The 18,018-nt window shown below is 44.7% G+C and carries 20 protein-coding genes; 12 read left to right on the forward strand and 8 right to left on the reverse strand.

Annotation, left to right across the window (positions count from 1 at the left end; all coding sequences use genetic code 11):
• Window positions 1-54 precede the first annotated feature (54 nt).
• Entirely contained in the window at window positions 55-864 is an 810-nt protein-coding gene (gene tcdA / locus AACT21_RS03640) for a tRNA cyclic N6-threonylcarbamoyladenosine(37) synthase TcdA (protein ID WP_017049732.1), read from the forward strand.
• Between the two features lie 4 nt (window positions 865-868).
• Window positions 869-1,300: a cysteine desulfurase sulfur acceptor subunit CsdE gene (gene csdE / locus AACT21_RS03645; protein ID WP_094149344.1), complete on the forward strand. Its 432-nt coding sequence runs from the start codon at window positions 869-871 to the stop codon at window positions 1,298-1,300.
• Window positions 1,301-1,332: 32 nt separating this feature from the next.
• Here the strand turns inward: csdE and csdA are convergent, their stop codons facing one another.
• From csdA to AACT21_RS03665, 4 genes are all read right to left on the reverse strand, one after another.
• A complete protein-coding gene (gene csdA / locus AACT21_RS03650; protein ID WP_094163162.1) occupies window positions 1,333-2,544 on the reverse strand; it encodes a cysteine desulfurase CsdA in 1,212 nt (403 codons plus the stop codon).
• The gene (locus AACT21_RS03655; protein ID WP_064625831.1) at window positions 2,544-3,143 is read right to left on the reverse strand and encodes a DJ-1 family glyoxalase III; all 600 of its coding nucleotides are present in this window, start codon (window positions 3,141-3,143) and stop codon (window positions 2,544-2,546) included. The genes csdA and AACT21_RS03655 overlap by 1 nt, the downstream gene beginning before the upstream one ends.
• On the reverse strand, window positions 3,140-4,030 hold the full coding sequence (gene panE, locus AACT21_RS03660) for a 2-dehydropantoate 2-reductase (RefSeq protein ID WP_094163163.1): 891 nt from the start codon (window positions 4,028-4,030) through the stop codon (window positions 3,140-3,142). Before panE ends, AACT21_RS03655 begins: the two co-directional genes overlap by 4 nt.
• Window positions 4,031-4,133: 103 nt before the next feature.
• Window positions 4,134-4,925 (reverse strand): outer membrane protein OmpK, encoded by a 792-nt coding sequence (locus AACT21_RS03665; protein WP_094163164.1) that lies wholly within the window; start codon window positions 4,923-4,925, stop codon window positions 4,134-4,136.
• Window positions 4,926-5,254: 329 nt separating this feature from the next.
• Here AACT21_RS03665 and AACT21_RS03670 point away from each other — a divergent pair, with 329 nt between their 5' ends.
• From AACT21_RS03670 to AACT21_RS03680, 3 genes are all read left to right on the forward strand, one after another.
• Window positions 5,255-5,830 (forward strand): LON peptidase substrate-binding domain-containing protein, encoded by a 576-nt coding sequence (locus AACT21_RS03670; RefSeq protein WP_176430152.1) that lies wholly within the window; start codon window positions 5,255-5,257, stop codon window positions 5,828-5,830.
• A 162-nt stretch (window positions 5,831-5,992) separates the two neighbouring features.
• Complete coding sequence (locus AACT21_RS03675; protein ID WP_013856164.1) at window positions 5,993-6,595, forward strand: RNA polymerase sigma factor; 603 nt, start codon at window positions 5,993-5,995, stop codon at window positions 6,593-6,595.
• A complete protein-coding gene (locus tag AACT21_RS03680; protein ID WP_017044032.1) occupies window positions 6,592-7,275 on the forward strand; it encodes a ChrR family anti-sigma-E factor in 684 nt (227 codons plus the stop codon). Before AACT21_RS03675 ends, AACT21_RS03680 begins: the two co-directional genes overlap by 4 nt.
• Before the next feature lie 55 nt (window positions 7,276-7,330).
• Here the strand turns inward: AACT21_RS03680 and AACT21_RS03685 are convergent, their stop codons facing one another.
• The 4 genes from AACT21_RS03685 to AACT21_RS03700 form a co-directional block, all read right to left on the reverse strand.
• Window positions 7,331-8,722, reverse strand: a complete 1,392-nt coding sequence (locus AACT21_RS03685; protein WP_026029152.1) for an AmpG family muropeptide MFS transporter — start codon at window positions 8,720-8,722, stop codon at window positions 7,331-7,333.
• 83 nt (window positions 8,723-8,805) lie between these two features.
• Window positions 8,806-9,351, reverse strand: a complete 546-nt coding sequence (locus AACT21_RS03690; RefSeq protein WP_013856167.1) for a peptidylprolyl isomerase — start codon at window positions 9,349-9,351, stop codon at window positions 8,806-8,808.
• Entirely contained in the window at window positions 9,351-9,920 is a 570-nt protein-coding gene (locus AACT21_RS03695; protein WP_026027920.1) for a YajG family lipoprotein, read from the reverse strand. The genes AACT21_RS03690 and AACT21_RS03695 overlap by 1 nt, the downstream gene beginning before the upstream one ends.
• A 24-nt stretch (window positions 9,921-9,944) precedes the next feature.
• Window positions 9,945-11,075, reverse strand: coding sequence for a methyltransferase (locus tag AACT21_RS03700; protein WP_088729113.1), 1,131 nt, complete (start codon window positions 11,073-11,075; stop codon window positions 9,945-9,947).
• Window positions 11,076-11,236: 161 nt separating this feature from the next.
• On the opposite strand from AACT21_RS03700, the gene AACT21_RS03705 reads away from it, so the two are divergent.
• From AACT21_RS03705 to nqrF, 7 genes are all read left to right on the forward strand, one after another.
• Window positions 11,237-11,545 (forward strand): BolA family protein, encoded by a 309-nt coding sequence (locus AACT21_RS03705; RefSeq protein WP_026027643.1) that lies wholly within the window; start codon window positions 11,237-11,239, stop codon window positions 11,543-11,545.
• Window positions 11,546-12,040: 495 nt separating this feature from the next.
• Complete coding sequence (locus AACT21_RS03710) at window positions 12,041-13,381, forward strand: Na(+)-translocating NADH-quinone reductase subunit A (RefSeq protein ID WP_026027642.1); 1,341 nt, start codon at window positions 12,041-12,043, stop codon at window positions 13,379-13,381.
• 5 nt (window positions 13,382-13,386) lie between these two features.
• On the forward strand, window positions 13,387-14,631 hold the full coding sequence (locus AACT21_RS03715; RefSeq protein WP_013856172.1) for an NADH:ubiquinone reductase (Na(+)-transporting) subunit B: 1,245 nt from the start codon (window positions 13,387-13,389) through the stop codon (window positions 14,629-14,631).
• On the forward strand, window positions 14,621-15,388 hold the full coding sequence (locus tag AACT21_RS03720) for a Na(+)-translocating NADH-quinone reductase subunit C (protein ID WP_013856173.1): 768 nt from the start codon (window positions 14,621-14,623) through the stop codon (window positions 15,386-15,388). The genes AACT21_RS03715 and AACT21_RS03720 overlap by 11 nt, the downstream gene beginning before the upstream one ends.
• Window positions 15,388-16,020, forward strand: a complete 633-nt coding sequence (locus tag AACT21_RS03725; protein ID WP_013856174.1) for an NADH:ubiquinone reductase (Na(+)-transporting) subunit D — start codon at window positions 15,388-15,390, stop codon at window positions 16,018-16,020. The genes AACT21_RS03720 and AACT21_RS03725 overlap by 1 nt, the downstream gene beginning before the upstream one ends.
• 7 nt (window positions 16,021-16,027) lie before the next feature.
• Window positions 16,028-16,624 carry an NADH:ubiquinone reductase (Na(+)-transporting) subunit E gene (nqrE, locus tag AACT21_RS03730; protein WP_013856175.1) on the forward strand — a complete coding sequence of 199 codons (597 nt, stop codon included), beginning with the start codon at window positions 16,028-16,030 and terminating at the stop codon, window positions 16,622-16,624.
• Between the two features lie 33 nt (window positions 16,625-16,657).
• The gene (nqrF, locus tag AACT21_RS03735; protein ID WP_013856176.1) at window positions 16,658-17,881 is read left to right on the forward strand and encodes an NADH:ubiquinone reductase (Na(+)-transporting) subunit F; all 1,224 of its coding nucleotides are present in this window, start codon (window positions 16,658-16,660) and stop codon (window positions 17,879-17,881) included.
• Window positions 17,882-18,018: the final 137 nt, after the last annotated feature.

The following is an 18,018-nucleotide window of genomic DNA, read 5'->3' on the forward strand; positions in this document are numbered from 1 at the left end:
TGCGTATAAATCGCACTCTTTATTTTTCTATCGCTTTCAATCGGACTTTTAATTATGCGTGAACTCGATACCCCCGCTTCAGATAGCTACAACCAACGCTTCGGAGGCACTCGTCGCCTTTATGGAAATCGTGAGGTTGAAATACTGCGTGCTGCGCATGTGTGTGTGATTGGTATCGGTGGCGTTGGCTCATGGGCAGTCGAAGCATTGGCGCGCACCGGTATTGGCGAGTTAACGCTGATTGATATGGACGATGTGTGCGTCACCAACATCAACCGTCAAATCCATGCGATGAGCGGTACGGTTGGGCAAAGTAAGATTGAAGTGATGGCCGAGCGGGTCAAGCTCATCAACCCTGAGTGTGTGGTGCACTTAATTGATGACTTTATCACGCCAGATAACCAGCACCGCTATTTGAGTCAAACGTTCGATTACGTGCTCGATGCGATAGACAGTTTGAAAGCGAAAGCTTCACTACTGGCTTATTGCCGTAGCAATAAAATTAAAGTGATTACCGTCGGTGGTGCGGGTGGTCAAGTTGACCCAACTCAAATCAAGGTCGCGGATTTAACCAAAACGATTCAAGACCCATTGGCAAAAAAACTCAAAGATACGCTTCGTCATCGCCATAATTTCCCTGTAAACCCTGCGCGTAAGTTTGGTATTGATTGTGTGTTCTCGACAGAGCAGCTCAAATATCCGCAAGCCGATGGCAGTGTGTGCGCGGTGAAATCAACCGCAGAAGGGCCAAAGCGGATGGATTGCGCCAGCGGATTTGGCGCTGCGACGGTTGTTACCGCAACCTTTGGTTTTGTTGCCGTAGCGCGCATTGTTGAAAAGTTAATTCAGAAACATAAGGTGTAAGTTAATGACTCCTTTTCCTGCCTCCCCCTTTGGTCGTGAGATTAGCGCTGATGACATTGTGGCGACCATGCAAAATTTTACTGGCTGGGAAGATCGCTATCGACAAGTGATCCAGTGGGGGAAGTTATTGCCCGCGATGCCTGATGCTTTGAAATCGCAGCAAGTCAGTGTTGCAGGCTGCGAGAGTCAAGTATGGTTAGTGGGGCAGGAGCACCAAGGAATATGGTCTTTCTGTGCCGATTCGGATGCGCGGATTGTGCGTGGTTTAATTGCTTTAGTCCTTGCTGCGTACAACGGCAAGACCTACGCACAAATTCAAGCGTTTGATGTGGATGCTTATTTTGAAAAAATAGGCTTGATTGCCCATTTAAGTCCTTCACGTGGTAATGGCCTTAAAGCCATTGTCGATAAGATAAAAAATATCGATCCAAGCTGAGCATCTCCCCCTTTTGATGAAAGGGGGAATTATTACAGCATATCAACCGCTTTAGTGATGGCGGCGATCAACTGTTCAACCTCTTGTTCGGTATTGTAAATACCAAACGAAATTCTCACTGTGCCAGTTAACCCGAGTGCATCCATTAATGGGTGAGCGCAGTGATGGCCAGAGCGAACCGCGATGCCTTGCTGATCGAGTAAGGTGGCTATGTCTTGATGATGAACGCCTTCCATCACAAAACTGAGAATACTGGCATTCGGTTGATAGCCGATTACGCGAATATCATCGAGCTGTTGCAGGGCTTGATAAGTACGTGCTTGCAATCTATGCAGGTGAGTTTCTACGGTCGTCCGATTGCAGTTTTGTAACCATTCGATTGCTTTGGCAAGGGCTATCGCCCCTGCGATATTCGGTGTGCCTGCTTCAAATTTCCCCGGCAGTTCGGCAAATGTTGTACCTTCAAACGAGACTTTTTCTACCATCTTGCCGCCGCCATGCCATGGAGGCATTGTTTCAAGCAGCGCTAATTTTCCGTACAGAACACCAATGCCAGCGGGAGCGTAAAGCTTGTGCCCAGAAAAGAGATAAAAATCGGCGTCGAGTTCGCGCACGTTGACAGTTTCATGCACAATTCCTTGCGCGCCATCAATCACGACCACAGCGCCGACTTGGTGCGCCAGTTTAATCACGGTTTCAATCGGTTGGCGCGTGCCCGTCACGTTGGTGGTATGGGCTAGGGCGACAATTTTGGTTTTATTCGATAGCCGTGCTTGAAAAGCCTCAAGATCAAAGTGGCACTCTGGCGTGATGGGGACTTTGACGACGCTTGCTCCGGTTTGAGCCGCGACGATTTGCCAAGGCACTATATTGGCGTGGTGTTCCATTTCACTGACCAGAATCTCATCACCGGCTTGCAATGTATTACGTGCGTAAGTCTGCGTGATCAGGTTGATCGCTTCGGTCGCTCCGCGAGTCCAAATAATCTCTTTACGAGATGATGCGCCAATAAATTGAGCCATAGTGTCACGCGCCGCTTCAAAATCGCTGGTCGCTTTTGCTGTTAAGCGATGGCTACCACGATGTACATTGGCATTTTGCGTACTGTAGTAATGGCTAATGGCATCTATCACCACTTGCGGCTTTTGCGTGGTAGCGGCGCTGTCTAGATAAATCAGAATTTCGCCATCCACGGCTTGATTGAGCGCGGGGAATTGGTCGCGAATGGTCTGCACGTCAAACATTATTGCTCACCTAACTTGTGATAATTCAATGCTGCCAGTGTCACCATTGGTTGTGCAACTGACCATGCGTGTGCTTTACCTGAGAGTGATATGATGATCTCCATCGCGAACTCAAGTGCTGTTCCCGGCCCTTGGCTGGTGATTAATTGATGGTTTGTATCGATGGTTACGCGTTGATCTCGCCATAAATCAGTGGGGATATGATCGCGAAAAGCCGGGTGCCCTGTCATGATCGCTTGCGGGAAAAGCTGATGATGTTGCAAAACTAAGGCTGGCGTGGCACAAATAGCCGCCAACCATCGACCATGGTTATGCTGTTGCTTGAGCATTTCGATTAGCACTGGATTGTCACGAAAGATCTCAGCGCCTCCAACGCCACCGGGCAGCGCAATCACGTCAAACTCTTCATCGATCACATCCAGCAGTTTACAGTCTGCGGTTAATGTCACTCCGCGTGAGGCTTTCATCATCAATTGCCCGTCGAGATTAGCACTGGCAACCACGACTTGATAGCCAGCTCTGACCATCATATCAATCACGGTGATCGCTTCCATCTCTTCACAGCCCGTTGCTATCGGGACTAAAATTCGTTTACTCATTGGCTTTTCCAGCTGTGTTCTATCTGTTGAATGGCGTGATATAGCTTACTATTTTCTGGTGTTGCGAGCTGATGTTGCTCTGCTTTCTTCAGTAAATAGCCCGTAATAAAGTCTATCTCAGTCTTACGTTGATAGAAAATATCTTGATGCATTGACGAATAATTCTCTGCTGTGGCTTGAATCACCTGCTTAACCTTAGCAAGCAGTGATGATTGAGTGATCGCAAAGCCTTCAGCGCTCATGACATCGGCGACTTCTGCAACAATATTTTCCAGCGGCCGTTGGAAGCGTTCATCGGCTAACTCACCATTGCGACATTGCTCTAATGCGGTGAGCGGGTTAATCGCGCAGTTAATTGCAAGCTTATGCCATAGTGCTTCTTCAATCGTGTTATTCCACATTACGTCTGGCAATGTATGCTGTAGTACATCCACTAGAAACTGACACTGCTTGCCTTGGGCGTTGTAAGCCCCTAATTGAGTTACGCCTTTGCCAGTATGCAATACTTGATTCATTGACGGCTTGAGTGCACCGTGCGTAGTGGTTGAAAGCACAATAGGAAAGTCATTCAGTTGATCCTGCATCGAATCAAGCGCGCCCATGCCGTTGTGCATAAATAGCAAAATGGTGTCACGATTGAGTGTCTTCAGCTGTGGAGTGAGCGCTTGCTCGACTTGCCAAGCCTTAACAGTAATCAGTAAGAGATCGGCATGGCAGAGCGCGCTGTGATCATTGTAGGGCAGGGTAATAGACGCCTGTTTATCTAAAGCAATGGAAAGTGAAGATTGAGGTTGTCTGCCCCATAATGAAACGCGGTGTCCAGCAGCATGCAGCTTTGTCGCCCAAAGCAACCCAACCGCGCCCGGCCCAAGCACGACGATATTCATAACACCTCTCCATTGTTGACTTTGCGCCAAGGATAATGAGGTAGAAATGGAAAGCAATAAAAATGGCGCTCGAGAGCGCCATTTAATGTTATTTTTCGAACTATTAGAAGTTGTATTGTACGCGATAGATCACAAGATCTTGGTAGTCACGACGCGCAAGCTTATTCACTGTGTAGCGATATAGCACACCAGTTGACCAGTTGTTTGTAACGTTCCACATAGCATTCAAGCTACCGTTAAGTCCCCAGCTTTCTGAATTGTTGCCTGAAGCGAAAGGTGTACTTTGAACATTTGAATAGGCATCATTACGAGCAAATTCTAGTTCATTCCAAGTAGCGAAAGTAAAGTTTTGACCTGCTATATCAGTGTTGTAGTAACCAACGTAGCCGAACATACCGCCATTGTTACCACGGATATCTCCAGAGTTTATTTGGTGCACACCGATAAATGGTGTAAATGCCCAACCATCACCTTTAAGACCTGTGTAACCTAAACCAAGCACGCGGTTTTGCTCGTGGAAAGCACTACCTTGACCATCGTTATCTTTATCAGTGTTGTACACTTGAGCATAGAGAGAAACACCAGAATCAGTTAGGTTGTAGTGAATCGTTCCTTTCGTTGAAGCACCACGATCATCACCAGCACGATCAACACCTTCGTAGTCATAGAAACCGTAAATTTGACCCCAGTCGAATGCAGCTCCACCTTCAATACCAATTACTGCTTGATTGCGATCTTCAATCTTTCCACCGAAGTTATCATCGTCGTTGCCGATACCGTGGTTCCAAGCTTGGTAATCAATATACATACCACCAAAACCAAATAAGTATTCTGCTTGAGCTGGAACTGCAGATACTGCAGCTACAACACCTAGAGCTAAAAGTGATTTACGCATATGGGGGACTCTCTATGTTTTGTCATAATACAGCACACGTATATTTCTGATGTGCGTTCAATTGGCCGGAATAATAACGATAAAAATCTCAATTAAAAGTGATTGCGAATGCAAAAGTGAACAAATTTGGTGATCACTATCACGATAATGAACATTTGCGCGGAACTAAATTAATATTTCGTTCATTTGTATCTTTAATGTGATTTTAATCACTTAAACGTTTGCTTTGGTATTGTTTTATGCAAATCGATAAACCAACATTTTTAGTTAGTGATCGTTTTGTAATCTTCAACGTATTTATTGACGGGCATGATGAAGAGTGATGAATGATGAAGAAATTGATGCTGTTTCCTTTAGCTTCAATCGTTTTACCTGAAGGGAAAATGAAGCTACGGATCTTTGAATCAAGGTATAAGAGGATGGTCACTCAATCCAGCCAGTCTGACTCTACATTTGGGATTTGTTTGATTGATAACAAAAAAGGCAATAAAGCAAATCAGTTATCTAAATTTGGGATGTTGGTTAAGATTGTTGATTTTGAAGCGCTCGACAATGGGATGTTAGGATTAACCGTGATGGGAATGGAGCGCTTTAAAATAGAGTCAGTAGTGAGCGAATTTGATGGCCTGCGAGTTGCTCAGGTCACGTCATTGCCCAGTTGGGCAGTAAGAGATTTAGAACCTCACGAATGGTATTTAAGCCACCAGCTGCAAGCGGTTTATCAACAATTCCCTCAGCTTGGCGAGCTCTATTCGCACTGTTTTTTTGATGATGCCAGTTGGGTGGCGCAGCGATGGCTAGAGCTGCTCCCTATCTCGATTCAACAATTTGATGATTTAATGAGGCAGGATGACGCGCACAGTGCGGTTGACTTTTTATTGCAGGTAATCGAAGTCTCACACTAACTTTGAAAGCGTGCAGTAAACTTAAACGAGAAGTCGCTCTGTAGTAGTGGCTTTGTATAAAAAAGAATACGACGAGTGATCGATGTATGCATTACTCACGTATAAAGGTTTATGGCTACTGTATGCCAATAACAACGGTTACTCCTAAAGGAAGAGCGCAGCATGAGCAGTGATTCTCAGCATAGTGTGTCGCTAAGCCCAAGCTACACCAAGCAAGACTGGGCTGAATGCATGGAACGTGTCAAGCAACGTGATAAGCAGGCGTTTGCCTTAGTGTTTCGTTATTTCTCTCCTCGCTTACAACAGTTTGCGTTTAAGCATGTAGGCAGTGAGCAAGTGGCGTTAGAAATGGTGCAAGAAACCATGACCACGGTGTGGCAGAAATCGCATCTATTCGATAACCGAAAAAGTTCGCTTTCGACGTGGGTTTACACGATTGCACGCAATTTGTGTTTTGATCTCCTGCGTAAGCAGCGCGGACGAGAGTTACATGTTTATGCCGATGATATTTGGCCAACTGACTACTGCCCACCTGATTTGGTTGAACATTATTGTCCTGAACATGACATGTTAAAAGAGCAAATATTAAAGTTTGTGGCGTTGTTGCCTGAAGCTCAGCAAGCCATCGTGAAGGCGGTGTATCTTGAAGAACTGCCCCAGCAGCAGGTTGCGGAGATGTTCAATATTCCTCTCGGTACTGTCAAATCGCGTTTACGACTAGCCGTTGAAAAACTTAGACATTCTATTCAAGCGGAGCAATTATGAGCCACCATCCAAGCAACGAAGTACTGCAGCAGTATGCCAATGGTTCAATTGATGCGGCGCATGGCATTATGATTGCCACTCACCTTGAACTCTGTACTCAGTGTCGTCAACAGGTTCAATACTTAGAAACTCGGGCCGCCGAAGCATTGCTGAGCCAATCGTTGCCGCAACAAAGAATGGCCGTTTCTAATGATGATCATTTAAACCAGATGTTTGAAACGATCACAGCACTGGATACTCTACACCCATCGACCTTGCGTAAGCCTGAGCCGATAGAAATTAAAGTCAATGATCGCGTTGTGATGCTGCCTAGTACGCTGAGCCAACTGATTCGCTTCAAAGGCGAGTGGCGCAGCTATGGTGGTAAAGTTTTTAGTGCCCATCTAGATATTGCTGAAGACTCTCGCATGAACCTGATGTACATCAATCACAACGTGCAGATCCCTCAGCATACACACAAAGGGGTTGAGTCGACCTTGGTGCTCCATGGTGGCTTCAGTGATGAAGATGGGCATTATCAAGTGGGTGATTTCATTCAAAGAGATGCGAGTATTAAACACAGCCCTTTTACCAAAGTGGATGAAGATTGTTTATGCTTAACGGTGCTAACTGAGCCGATGCTGTTTACGCAAGGTGTTGCGAGAGTGTTTAACTTATTTGGTAAAGGTCTCTATCCGTAGTCTATAGCGGGCACATCAAATTAAAAAAGGTCGTATTGTACGACCTTTTTTTCATCTAACGCTTATCAATGCCTTGTTTGGCAATATCATCGATGTCTCTCTGCCGAGCTTTTTGCAGTAAATCAGCAAAATAATGGCGCAGTGAGTAGAGCATGATAAGGCTTGGTACTACCATCAGTGCAGTAATAATAAAGAACAGTGACCAATTATTGAGATAGTCGACCAGCTCTCCGCTAAAAGAGGCCAACGTGGTGCGGCCAAAGTTTCCTAGAGAGGCCAATAGCGCATATTGTGTTGCTGAAAATGCCTGCCCTGTTAACACAGTAAGAAACGAAACAAAGGCCACGGTGGAAAACGCAGTGGTAAAGTTATCGACAATAATGGTCGCCAAGAACAGATGCTCATTAGGGCCAACTTGAGCGATCCACGAAAACATCAAATTACTGGCAGACATCGCGATGCCACCAATCATCAAACCGCGAACAATACCAAATCGCACGTTAAACATACTGCCAATCAAAGTGAAGAATAGGGTTGCTCCCCAACCAATTAACTTCGAGTAGTGGCCAATTTGTTCGTTGCTAAAGCCAATTTCTTTGTAAAATGGAATCGACATTCGGCCAAGAAAAGCTTCACCAATCTTGAATAAAAAGACAAACAACAGCAGGGTTAGTGCTACTTGCGCGCCATTGCGTTTGAAGAAATCGAGAAATGGTTCGATTACGGTAACGGTGAACCACGCGACGACTTTCGAACCAACAACCTGATTGTGTCGCAGCTCCGCTTGATGCTGTAGTGCTTCGCGATGTGTTTTTGGTTCTCCCACCAAGAGCGTGAAAAGCATTAACAGCCCGACACAGAGTGCCATGCCATAATAAACGGCATTCCAACCGATACTATCGGCGTTTACAAAAGCGAGATAGCCCGGCAGAGAATATCCAGTCCACCACCCCATGATGGCCATGGCGGAGGCTTGTGGCAGCTTATTGGCTTGTGATTTGGGGAAAGTATCGATACGAAAAGCATCAATCGCGATATCTTGAGTGGCAGAAGCGATCGCAATGCCCAAGGCAAGCATTGAGGTAAACATCAAATTTTGGGCTGGATTGACACCCGCAATCAGCAACGTACAGATCAAAATGATCGATTGGCACAAAAATACCCAACTGCGGCGTTGACCTAATAATGGCGTCAGAATGGGTAATTTGACGCGATCCACCAATGGGGCCCATAGAAAATTAATTGCGTAAACTGCGAAGACACTGCCAAAATAACCAATTGCAGCGGTGGTTAAGCCTGCATCTTTTAGCCATCCTGACATATTTGAACCAATCAAAACCCACGGAAAACCGCTCGAACACCCCATCATAAATACCCACAATAGGCGTTTATCAAGATAGCTACGGATAGTTTCCATCCAAGTGAGAGAGGAGGAGGTTGATGGCATACAGCGAATCCTTGTCAGTAAAGCAGCTGAGGTCGAAAGGCGACCCAATAAAATCAAACGCCGATAAATCGGCGTTGGTATGGTTATTGTTCTAGTGTGACATTCGTAATAACGATTGGTTCGATGGGGACGTCTTGCATTCGCCCTTTCGTGCTGGTCGGCTGTTGAGCCATTTTTTGCACAACATCAAACCCTTGCGTGACTTTACCAAAGACTGCATAACCCGGTGGGCGAGCGTTGTAGTTGAGAAAATCATTATCGACCAAGTTAATAAAGAATTGGCGAGTAGCCGAGTTAGGATCATTGGTACGGGCCATTGCGATCGTCGCGGTGTCATTGGTCAACCCATTGCTCGCTTCATTTTTGATGGGAGCGTAAGTGGTGAGTTGTTTTAAATCCGCATCAAATCCGCCGCCTTGTGCCATAAACCCTGGGATAACGCGGTGGAACTGGCTGCCAACATAACTGCCATCTTCAACATATTTTACGAAGTTTGCGACAGTCGTTGGCGCTTTCTCTGTATTAAGTTCAACAGTAAATGACCCTAAGTTCGTCTCAATTAGGACGTTGGGCGCCGAAAACGCAGTACAACTGACGAGCGCTAATGTCGTAACGAGAGAACGTAACATTAAAAGCGCTCCTGTAAATAACCATTAAGTTCGCTGTCATTGGCAATTTCTTTAAGTACCAAGTTCATGACATCGTTGAGTACCATTTCAATCTCATCATTTGAAGCGCTGAGTGTACCGGAACGTTTTGCCGTTCCGTTGAACGTTTTCACCAATTTGCCTTTTGGTGTTTCCGCGGTGATTTCAAGCGTGACACTGCCATCCATTTCATTCGACATGACGCTGTGTTTTACCGTCACTAGTGCTTCTGCAATTTCAACGGTGACATTGTTTTCGCTGTTCACTGTTAAGCGATAGCCTTGAGAGCTAAATTGCTCCGCCAACGCATTCTCAACCGCAATACGAACATTTTGTTTGGCATGAATTGGCTCAATATTAGAGCGGCCACTATCCACTAAAGCCACATATTGCGCCGATCGAACATCTTTGCTAACCAGAGTAAAGGCTTTATTGTTGACGACCGTATTTTTGCTGGTCGTTGCAGTAGGCATAAAGTTGATTTGCTGTTGCTGAGGTGCGGCACAAGCGGTGAGTAATGCGATTGAGGCTGCGAGAACCAGTTTTTTCATGGTCATTTCCTTTCTTATCCTTGCCTATTTAGTTGCTTGTAAGATAACAAATTTATGGTTGGTCGCGACAGTTTTTACCTGCCCTTGGCCAAATAATCTTGCTAGTTTTACATCGTAGCCGAGGTGGCGATTGCCGATCACTAATAATCGTCCCCCTTTTTTAAGAACATGCTTTGCATCACAGAACATCTGCCAAGCAATGTGATCCGTGATAGCTTGTTGTTGATGGAATGGTGGGTTGCACAATACTAAACAGCTACTTTCTTGTTGAAAACCATCTAAGCAGTTATTCGCAATGCATTGAATATTGCGATCTTCTCCTAAATTCTCCAGCAAATTTAGCTTTGCAGACTCGACGGCCATCAAGCTTTCATCAACGCAGGTCATTCGTACTTGAGGATTGAGTTGGCCCATCTTGATTGATAACACCCCGTTGCCGCATCCAAGGTCGATGATGTGCTGTAACTTAGGATCTTGTGGAAGATGCTGTAGAAAAAAGCGTGCGCCGAGATCCAATCCCTCACCTGAGTAGACATTCGGCAGATTTTTTAGACGGATGGATTCGCTTTCTACGGCCCATTCAGTTATGGGTTCTACCGTTTCAATCGGTGATACGTTCGGTGCTGAAAAAACGAGGCGGTGTTTTTTCCATGCAAGAGAAGTGCTTGTTGAACCTAAATACTTTTCAAATAAGTTTAAGGTTGATGTGTGGATCTCTTTCGCTTTGTTGACCGCTATCACAGGGCAATCTTGGGCAAGGGACTGACGGAGTTGGCTTAATTGCCAAACCAAGTGGCGATTGCTCTTGGGCAATTGAAAAAGCACCAGATCGACCGATTCAGGGATGGCATCCATTGTTGAGAGCAATTGCACGTTGCGGCACTGATTGCGCTGAAGATTGTTTAACGTACCTTGTTGCGAAATAAAAGAGTCGCTCATCATGGTGACGTGATGCTTATCTGCAAACCAACACGATAGAGCGCCAAAGTGATCGTTTAAAATAAGGATGCGTTTGCCTATTGCTAAATTCAACGCTTCAATATGATTAATCACATATTCATCGCCCGCATCCCAAGCTTGTAATGTTTCGTTTGAACGATGTGGGAAACGGTGCAAGCTCAACGTTCGATCATGCAGTGCCAACTCTGTTTTCATAATTTTTTATAGGTCGTAGTGAGAATTACGGATGCATTGTCTCAAATGGCGTAGAAACAAGGAACCAAAACCTTTCGCTATTCTATAAGGCTAGTTAAACTTAAATCTCTTTACACTCGTATATGTTCTCATGCTCTCATTTGAGGAAGAAAGGCAACGGTATGATCCAACCCATAATCGAACAAAAATTGCATCAAGCATTTCACCCTGATTATTTGAAAGTCGAAAATGAAAGCTACATGCACAATGTGCCTTCAGGATCGGAAAGCCATTTTAAAGTCATTGTGGTGAGTGACAGTTTTGAAGGAATGCGTTTGATTGGCCGTCACCGACAGGTTAACCAAGTGTTGGCAGAAGAGTTAGCGAACCACATTCATGCACTCTCGATTCATACCTACACACCACAAGAGTGGCAGGCGCAAATTAGTGGCGTACCTGATAGTCCTATGTGTATGGGCGGTGGAAAATAACTCGTTCAGAACCGTCTGAATATGCCGTTCTCTTGTTCTGTTTTTGAGCGGAATGTTAACAGTATTTAAACAAATTGACGAGATGAACAAGTTGAGAGAAATTGTTTTAGGTAGTGAATAAAAATAAATACTCATAAGGGGTAAGGAATAGGTTATTTGTGCGATGCTTCAAAGTTATGACTATTCGCTAGCCTTTATGATTCAAATCCTTCCAAATAAAACGACTTATCAGAGGATTGGTCATGGCATCAGGTTCCGAAAAAATGCTAGACTATTGCACCTAATGGATCTCATACCATACTTGTGATGAGGTTATTAAAAGGATGTTGCGGTTCTGGCGTTTAAAACAAGCCAAAATCGGACACAGAAATGTCGTGTCTAAGGCTGGTTTAACTTTCATTTGGCCTCTTATCAAGAACGACCATGAAAGATAAACAAGCCTTGAACTTACGCAATTAAAAGAATCTTTTTCCCGATAAAATAGTGCAAGTGCGTATGATTACAATAAAAAGGGGTTTGGACCTTCCTATTGCAGGAACTCCTTCCCAGGTGATTAATGATGGTAAGACCATCACTAAAGTCGCCTTGCTTGGCGAAGAGTACGTTGGCATGCGTCCTACCATGCATGTTCGCGTAGGCGATGAAGTAAAGAAAGCTCAAATTCTTTTTGAAGATAAAAAGAATCCGGGTGTTAAATTTACTTCACCAGCAAGCGGTAAGGTTATCGAAGTCAATCGTGGCGCCAAACGTGTCCTACAATCCGTAGTGATTGAAGTGGCAGGTGATGAGCAAATCACGTTCGATAGCTTTGAAGCTAGCCAACTAGCAAGTATTGACCGTCAAACGGTTAAAACTCAGTTAGTTGAGTCTGGTCTTTGGACTGCGTTGCGTACTCGTCCGTTTAGCAAGGTTCCAGCAATTGAGTCTTCAACTCAGGCTATTTTTGTGACAGCAATGGATACCAATCCATTAGCGGCAAAACCTGAGACGATCATTAATGAGCAATCTGAAGCATTCGTCGCTGGTCTCGATATCCTTTCAACTCTGACTGAGGGCAAGGTTTACGTCTGTAAATCTGGTACTAGCTTACCACGCTCTTCACAGCCAAACGTTGAAGAACATGTGTTTGATGGCCCACACCCTGCTGGTCTTGTAGGGACTCACATGCATTTCCTCTATCCAGTAAATGCAGTCAATGTGGCGTGGAGCATCAATTACCAAGACGTGATTGCGTTTGGTCAATTGTTCTTAACCGGTGAGCTATACACACAACGAGTGGTGTCGCTTGCAGGACCCGTAGTCAACAAACCTCGTCTTGTCCGTACTCAGATTGGTGCTAGCCTCGAAGAGTTAACGGATAACGAATTGATGCCAGGCGAAGTTCGTGTCATCTCTGGTTCTGTACTTTCTGGTGTGAAAGCGGCGGGGCCTGTAGCTTATCTTGGTCGTTACCACCTCCAAGTATCGGTTCTGCGTGAAGGTCGTGACAAAGATTTTCTTGGTTGGGCAATGCCTGGCAAGAACAAATTTTCAGTCACTCGCTCTTTCCTTGGTCATCTATTCACAGGTCAGTTGTTCAACATGACAACCACAACCAATGGTAGTGATCGTGCGATGGTACCTATTGGTAACTATGAAAAAGTGTTACCACTAGATATGGAACCAACGCTCCTACTTCGTGACCTATGTGCAGGTGACATCGATAGCGCTCAACGTCTCGGTGCCCTTGAACTGGACGAAGAAGATCTCGCATTGTGTACCTTTGTATGTCCTGGTAAATACGAATATGGTCAGCTACTTCGTGAGTGCCTAGACAAGATTGAGAAGGAAGGGTAATTTTCATGGGCCTTAAAAAGTTTCTTGAAGACATCGAGCATCATTTTGAACCTGGCGGCAAACATGAAAAATGGTTTGCCTTGTATGAAGCAGCCGCAACGCTTTTTTATACGCCTGGTTTAGTTACAAAACGAAGCTCACACGTTCGTGATAGCGTTGACCTCAAACGCATCATGATCATGGTTTGGCTAGCGGTATTCCCAGCGATGTTCTGGGGTATGTATAACGTTGGTCATCAATCGATTACTGCACTTAACCATCTGTATTCTGGCGCTGAATTGGCGACAGTCATCAGTGGTAACTGGCACTATTGGCTAACTGAAATGCTTGGCGGTACATTAAGTACGCAAGCCGGTTGGGCAAGTATGATGCTGCTTGGTGCGACTTACTTCCTACCTATCTACGCCACGGTATTCTTGGTCGGTGGTTTTTGGGAAGTGCTGTTTTGTATGGTGCGTAAGCATGAAGTTAACGAAGGTTTCTTTGTAACTTCAATTTTGTTTGCTCTGATTGTTCCACCCACACTGCCTTTATGGCAAGCCGCCTTAGGGATTACCTTTGGCGTGGTTGTTGCCAAAGAAATCTTTGGTGGTACCGGGCGTAACTTCCTAAACCCAGCATTAGCCGGTCGTGCTTTTCTATTCTTCGCCTACCCAGCACAGATCTCTGGTGACGTTGTTTGGACAGCTGCAGATGGTTTTTCAGGTGCAACGGCGCTAAGCCAATGGGCTCAAGGTGGTAACGGTGCTCTGATCAATAAGGTCACTGGCGAAGCCATTACTTGGATGGATGCGTTTGTTGGTAACATTCCTGGCTCTATCGGTGAAGTGTCGACGTTAGCACTGGCGATTGGCGCGGCATTTATTGTCTACATGGGCATTGCTTCATGGCGCATTATTGCGGGTGTTATGGTAGGTATGATTGCCATATCAACGCTGTTCAATGTTATTGGTTCAGACACAAATGCAATGTTTAATATGCCTTGGCATTGGCACCTAGTACTTGGTGGCTTTGCGTTTGGTATGTTCTTCATGGCAACCGACCCAGTATCGGCTTCATTTACTAACAAAGGTAAATGGGCATACGGTATTTTGATTGGTGCAATGTGTGTGATGATTCGTGTGGTTAACCCAGCTTACCCAGAAGGTATGATGCTGGCGATCTTATTTGCGAACCTATTTGCACCTTTGTTTGACCATATTGTGATTGAGAAGAACATCAAGCGGAGACTAGCACGCTATGGCAAGTAATAACGATAGCATTAAAAAAACGCTGTTTGTTGTTATCGCATTGAGCTTAGTGTGCTCAATCATCGTATCGACAGCAGCGGTTGGCCTGCGTGACAAGCAAAAAGTTAACGCAGTACTTGATAAGCAAAGCAAGATTGTTGAAGTTGCAGGCATTAACGAGTCTGGTAGCGTGCCAGAGCTTTTTGCTAAATACATTGAACCTCGTTTGATTGATTTTAAAACCGGGAACTTTGTTGATGGCGATGCAACGGCCTATGATCAACGCAAAGCTTCTAAAGACCCAGCTCAATCTATCAAGCTAACAGCGGAACAAGATAAAGCGAAGATTATTCGTCGTGCTAATACTGGGGTTGTTTACCTAGTGAAAAGTGGCGACGAGATTTCTAAAGTGATTGTTCCCGTTCACGGTAATGGTTTGTGGTCAATGATGTACGCATTTGTGGCTGTAGAAACCGATGGTAATACCGTTTCCGGCATTACTTACTACGAACAAGGTGAAACTCCGGGATTGGGTGGTGAAGTTGAAAACCCATCATGGCGAGCTCAATTTGTTGGCAAGAAATTGTTTGATGACAATCACCAACCTGCAATTAAAGTTGTGAAAGGTGGCGCTCCTGCCGGATCTGAGCATGGCGTTGATGGACTTTCTGGCGCAACACTAACCAGTAACGGTGTTCAACACACTTTCGACTTCTGGTTAGGTGATATGGGCTTTGGTCCATTCCTAGCAAAAGTTCGTGACGGAGGTTTGAACTAATGTCTAGCGCAAAAGAGATTAAAAAGAGCATTCTAGCGCCAGTGTTGGATAACAACCCAATCGCACTTCAAGTGCTTGGTGTCTGTTCTGCCCTTGCGGTAACCACTAAGTTGGAAACGGCGTTTGTTATGACGCTAGCCGTTATGTTTGTAACGGCTTTCTCTAACTTATTCGTTTCGTTAATTCGTCACCACATACCTAACAGTGTGCGTATCATCGTTCAGATGGCGATCATTGCTTCATTGGTTATTGTTGTTGACCAGATCCTACGTGCTTACTTATACGATATCTCGAAACAGCTATCGGTGTTCGTAGGGTTGATCATTACTAACTGTATCGTAATGGGCCGTGCTGAAGCATTTGCAATGAAGTCGGCACCGATTCCTTCCTTTATCGATGGTATCGGTAATGGTCTGGGTTATGGTTTTGTATTGATCACTGTTGGTTTCTTCCGCGAACTTCTTGGTTCAGGCAAGCTATTTGGAATGGAAGTTCTACCTCTTGTGAAAGATGGTGGCTGGTATCAACCTAACGGTTTGATGCTGCTAGCACCTTCGGCATTCTTCCTAATTGGCTTCATGATTTGGGCGATTCGCACGTTCAAACCTGAACAACTAGAAGCGAAGGAGTAAGGGCGTTATGGAACATTATATCAGTTTGCTTGTTCGATCGATTTTTATCGAAAACATGGCACTCTCTTTCTTCTTGGGTATGTGTACATTTCTTGCTGTATCTAAGAAAGTAAAGACATCGTTTGGTTTAGGGATTGCGGTTACTGTTGTTCTGACCATTTCAGTACCAGTGAATAACTTGGTTTATAACTTGTTACTTAAACCAGGTGCATTGGGTGAAAATATTGATCTTACATTTCTAAATTTCATTACCTTTATCGGTGTTATTGCCGCATTGGTACAGATCTTAGAGATGATATTGGATCGTTTTTTCCCACCTTTGTATAACGCGCTGGGCATTTTCTTACCTTTAATCACAGTGAACTGCGCCATTTTTGGTGGTGTATCTTTCATGGTTCAGCGTGATTATAACTTTGCTGAATCCGTCGTTTACGGTTTCGGTTCGGGTGTGGGTTGGATGTTAGCTATTGTCGCTCTTGCCGGTATCCGTGAGAAAATGAAATATTCAGATGTACCTCCGGGTTTACGTGGTTTAGGGATTACCTTCATCACGGCGGGTCTAATGGCGTTAGGCTTTATGTCTTTCTCTGGTGTTCAACTGTAAGTCGGGTAAACCGCAACAATTAAGGAATAGTCAATGGACATTATTCTTGGTGTAGTGATGTTTACCCTGATTGTTCTAGCACTCGTTTTGGTAATTCTATTTGCTAAATCTAAGCTAGTTCCAACAGGCGACATTACAATTTCAATTAACGGTGATGCAGATAAGTCTATTGTGACTAATCCAGGTGGTAAGCTACTGAGCGTACTTGCAGGTTCTGGTGTCTTTGTATCATCGGCGTGTGGTGGTGGCGGCTCTTGTGGTCAATGCCGTGTAAAAGTGAAATCTGGTGGTGGTGATATTCTTCCTACTGAACTTGATCACATTACTAAAGGTGAAGCTCGTGAGGGTGAACGTTTAGCGTGTCAAGTGGCTGTGAAAACAGACATGGATATTGAACTTCCTGAAGAAATTTTTGGTGTTAAAAAGTGGGAATGTACCGTTATCTCTAACGACAACAAAGCCACCTTCATTAAAGAGCTTAAACTTCAGATCCCTGATGGCGAGTCAGTACCTTTCCGTGCTGGTGGTTACATTCAGATCGAAGCGCCAGCACACCACATCAAATATTCAGATTTTGACGTGCCAGAAGAGTATCGTGGCGATTGGGACAAATTTAACCTGTTCCGCTACGAGTCAAAAGTTGATGAAGATATTATTCGTGCTTACTCAATGGCGAATTACCCTGAAGAGTTCGGTATTATTATGCTAAACGTGCGTATTGCTACGCCGCCGCCTAATAATCCCAATGTGCCACCGGGTCAGATGTCTTCTTACATTTGGTCACTGAAAGAAGGTGATAAATGTACTATTTCTGGTCCATTTGGTGAGTTCTTTGCCAAAGATACGGATGCAGAAATGGTCTTTATCGGTGGTGGTGCGGGCATGGCTCCAATGCGCTCACACATCTTCGATCAGCTTAAGCGTTTAAAATCTACCCGTAAAATGTCTTACTGGTATGGTGCGCGCTCTAAGCGTGAGATGTTCTACGTTGAAGATTTTGACGGCCTTGCAGCTGAAAACTCGAATTTCGTATGGCACTGTGCGCTTTCTGATCCAATGCCTGAAGATAACTGGGATGGATACACAGGTTTCATCCACAATGTATTGTATGAAAACTATCTGAAAGACCATGAAGCGCCTGAAGATTGTGAATACTACATGTGTGGTCCACCGATGATGAATGCGGCTGTGATTGGCATGCTGAAAAACCTTGGTGTAGAAGATGAGAACATCCTTCTTGATGACTTCGGTGGTTAATTCACTGAAGTAAGTAAAACCTATGGCTGGCTCTGATGAGTCAGCCATTGTTTTTTTAGTTTTAGTTTTAGTTTTAGTTTTAGTTTTAGTTTTGCCTTGTGGCTTTGAATTCCAACTCAGTTAACATAGAAAATAGG

It is taken from the genome of Vibrio sp. V08_P9A1T1 (assembly GCF_963874405.1).
Taxonomy (GTDB): domain Bacteria; phylum Pseudomonadota; class Gammaproteobacteria; order Enterobacterales; family Vibrionaceae; genus Vibrio; species Vibrio anguillarum.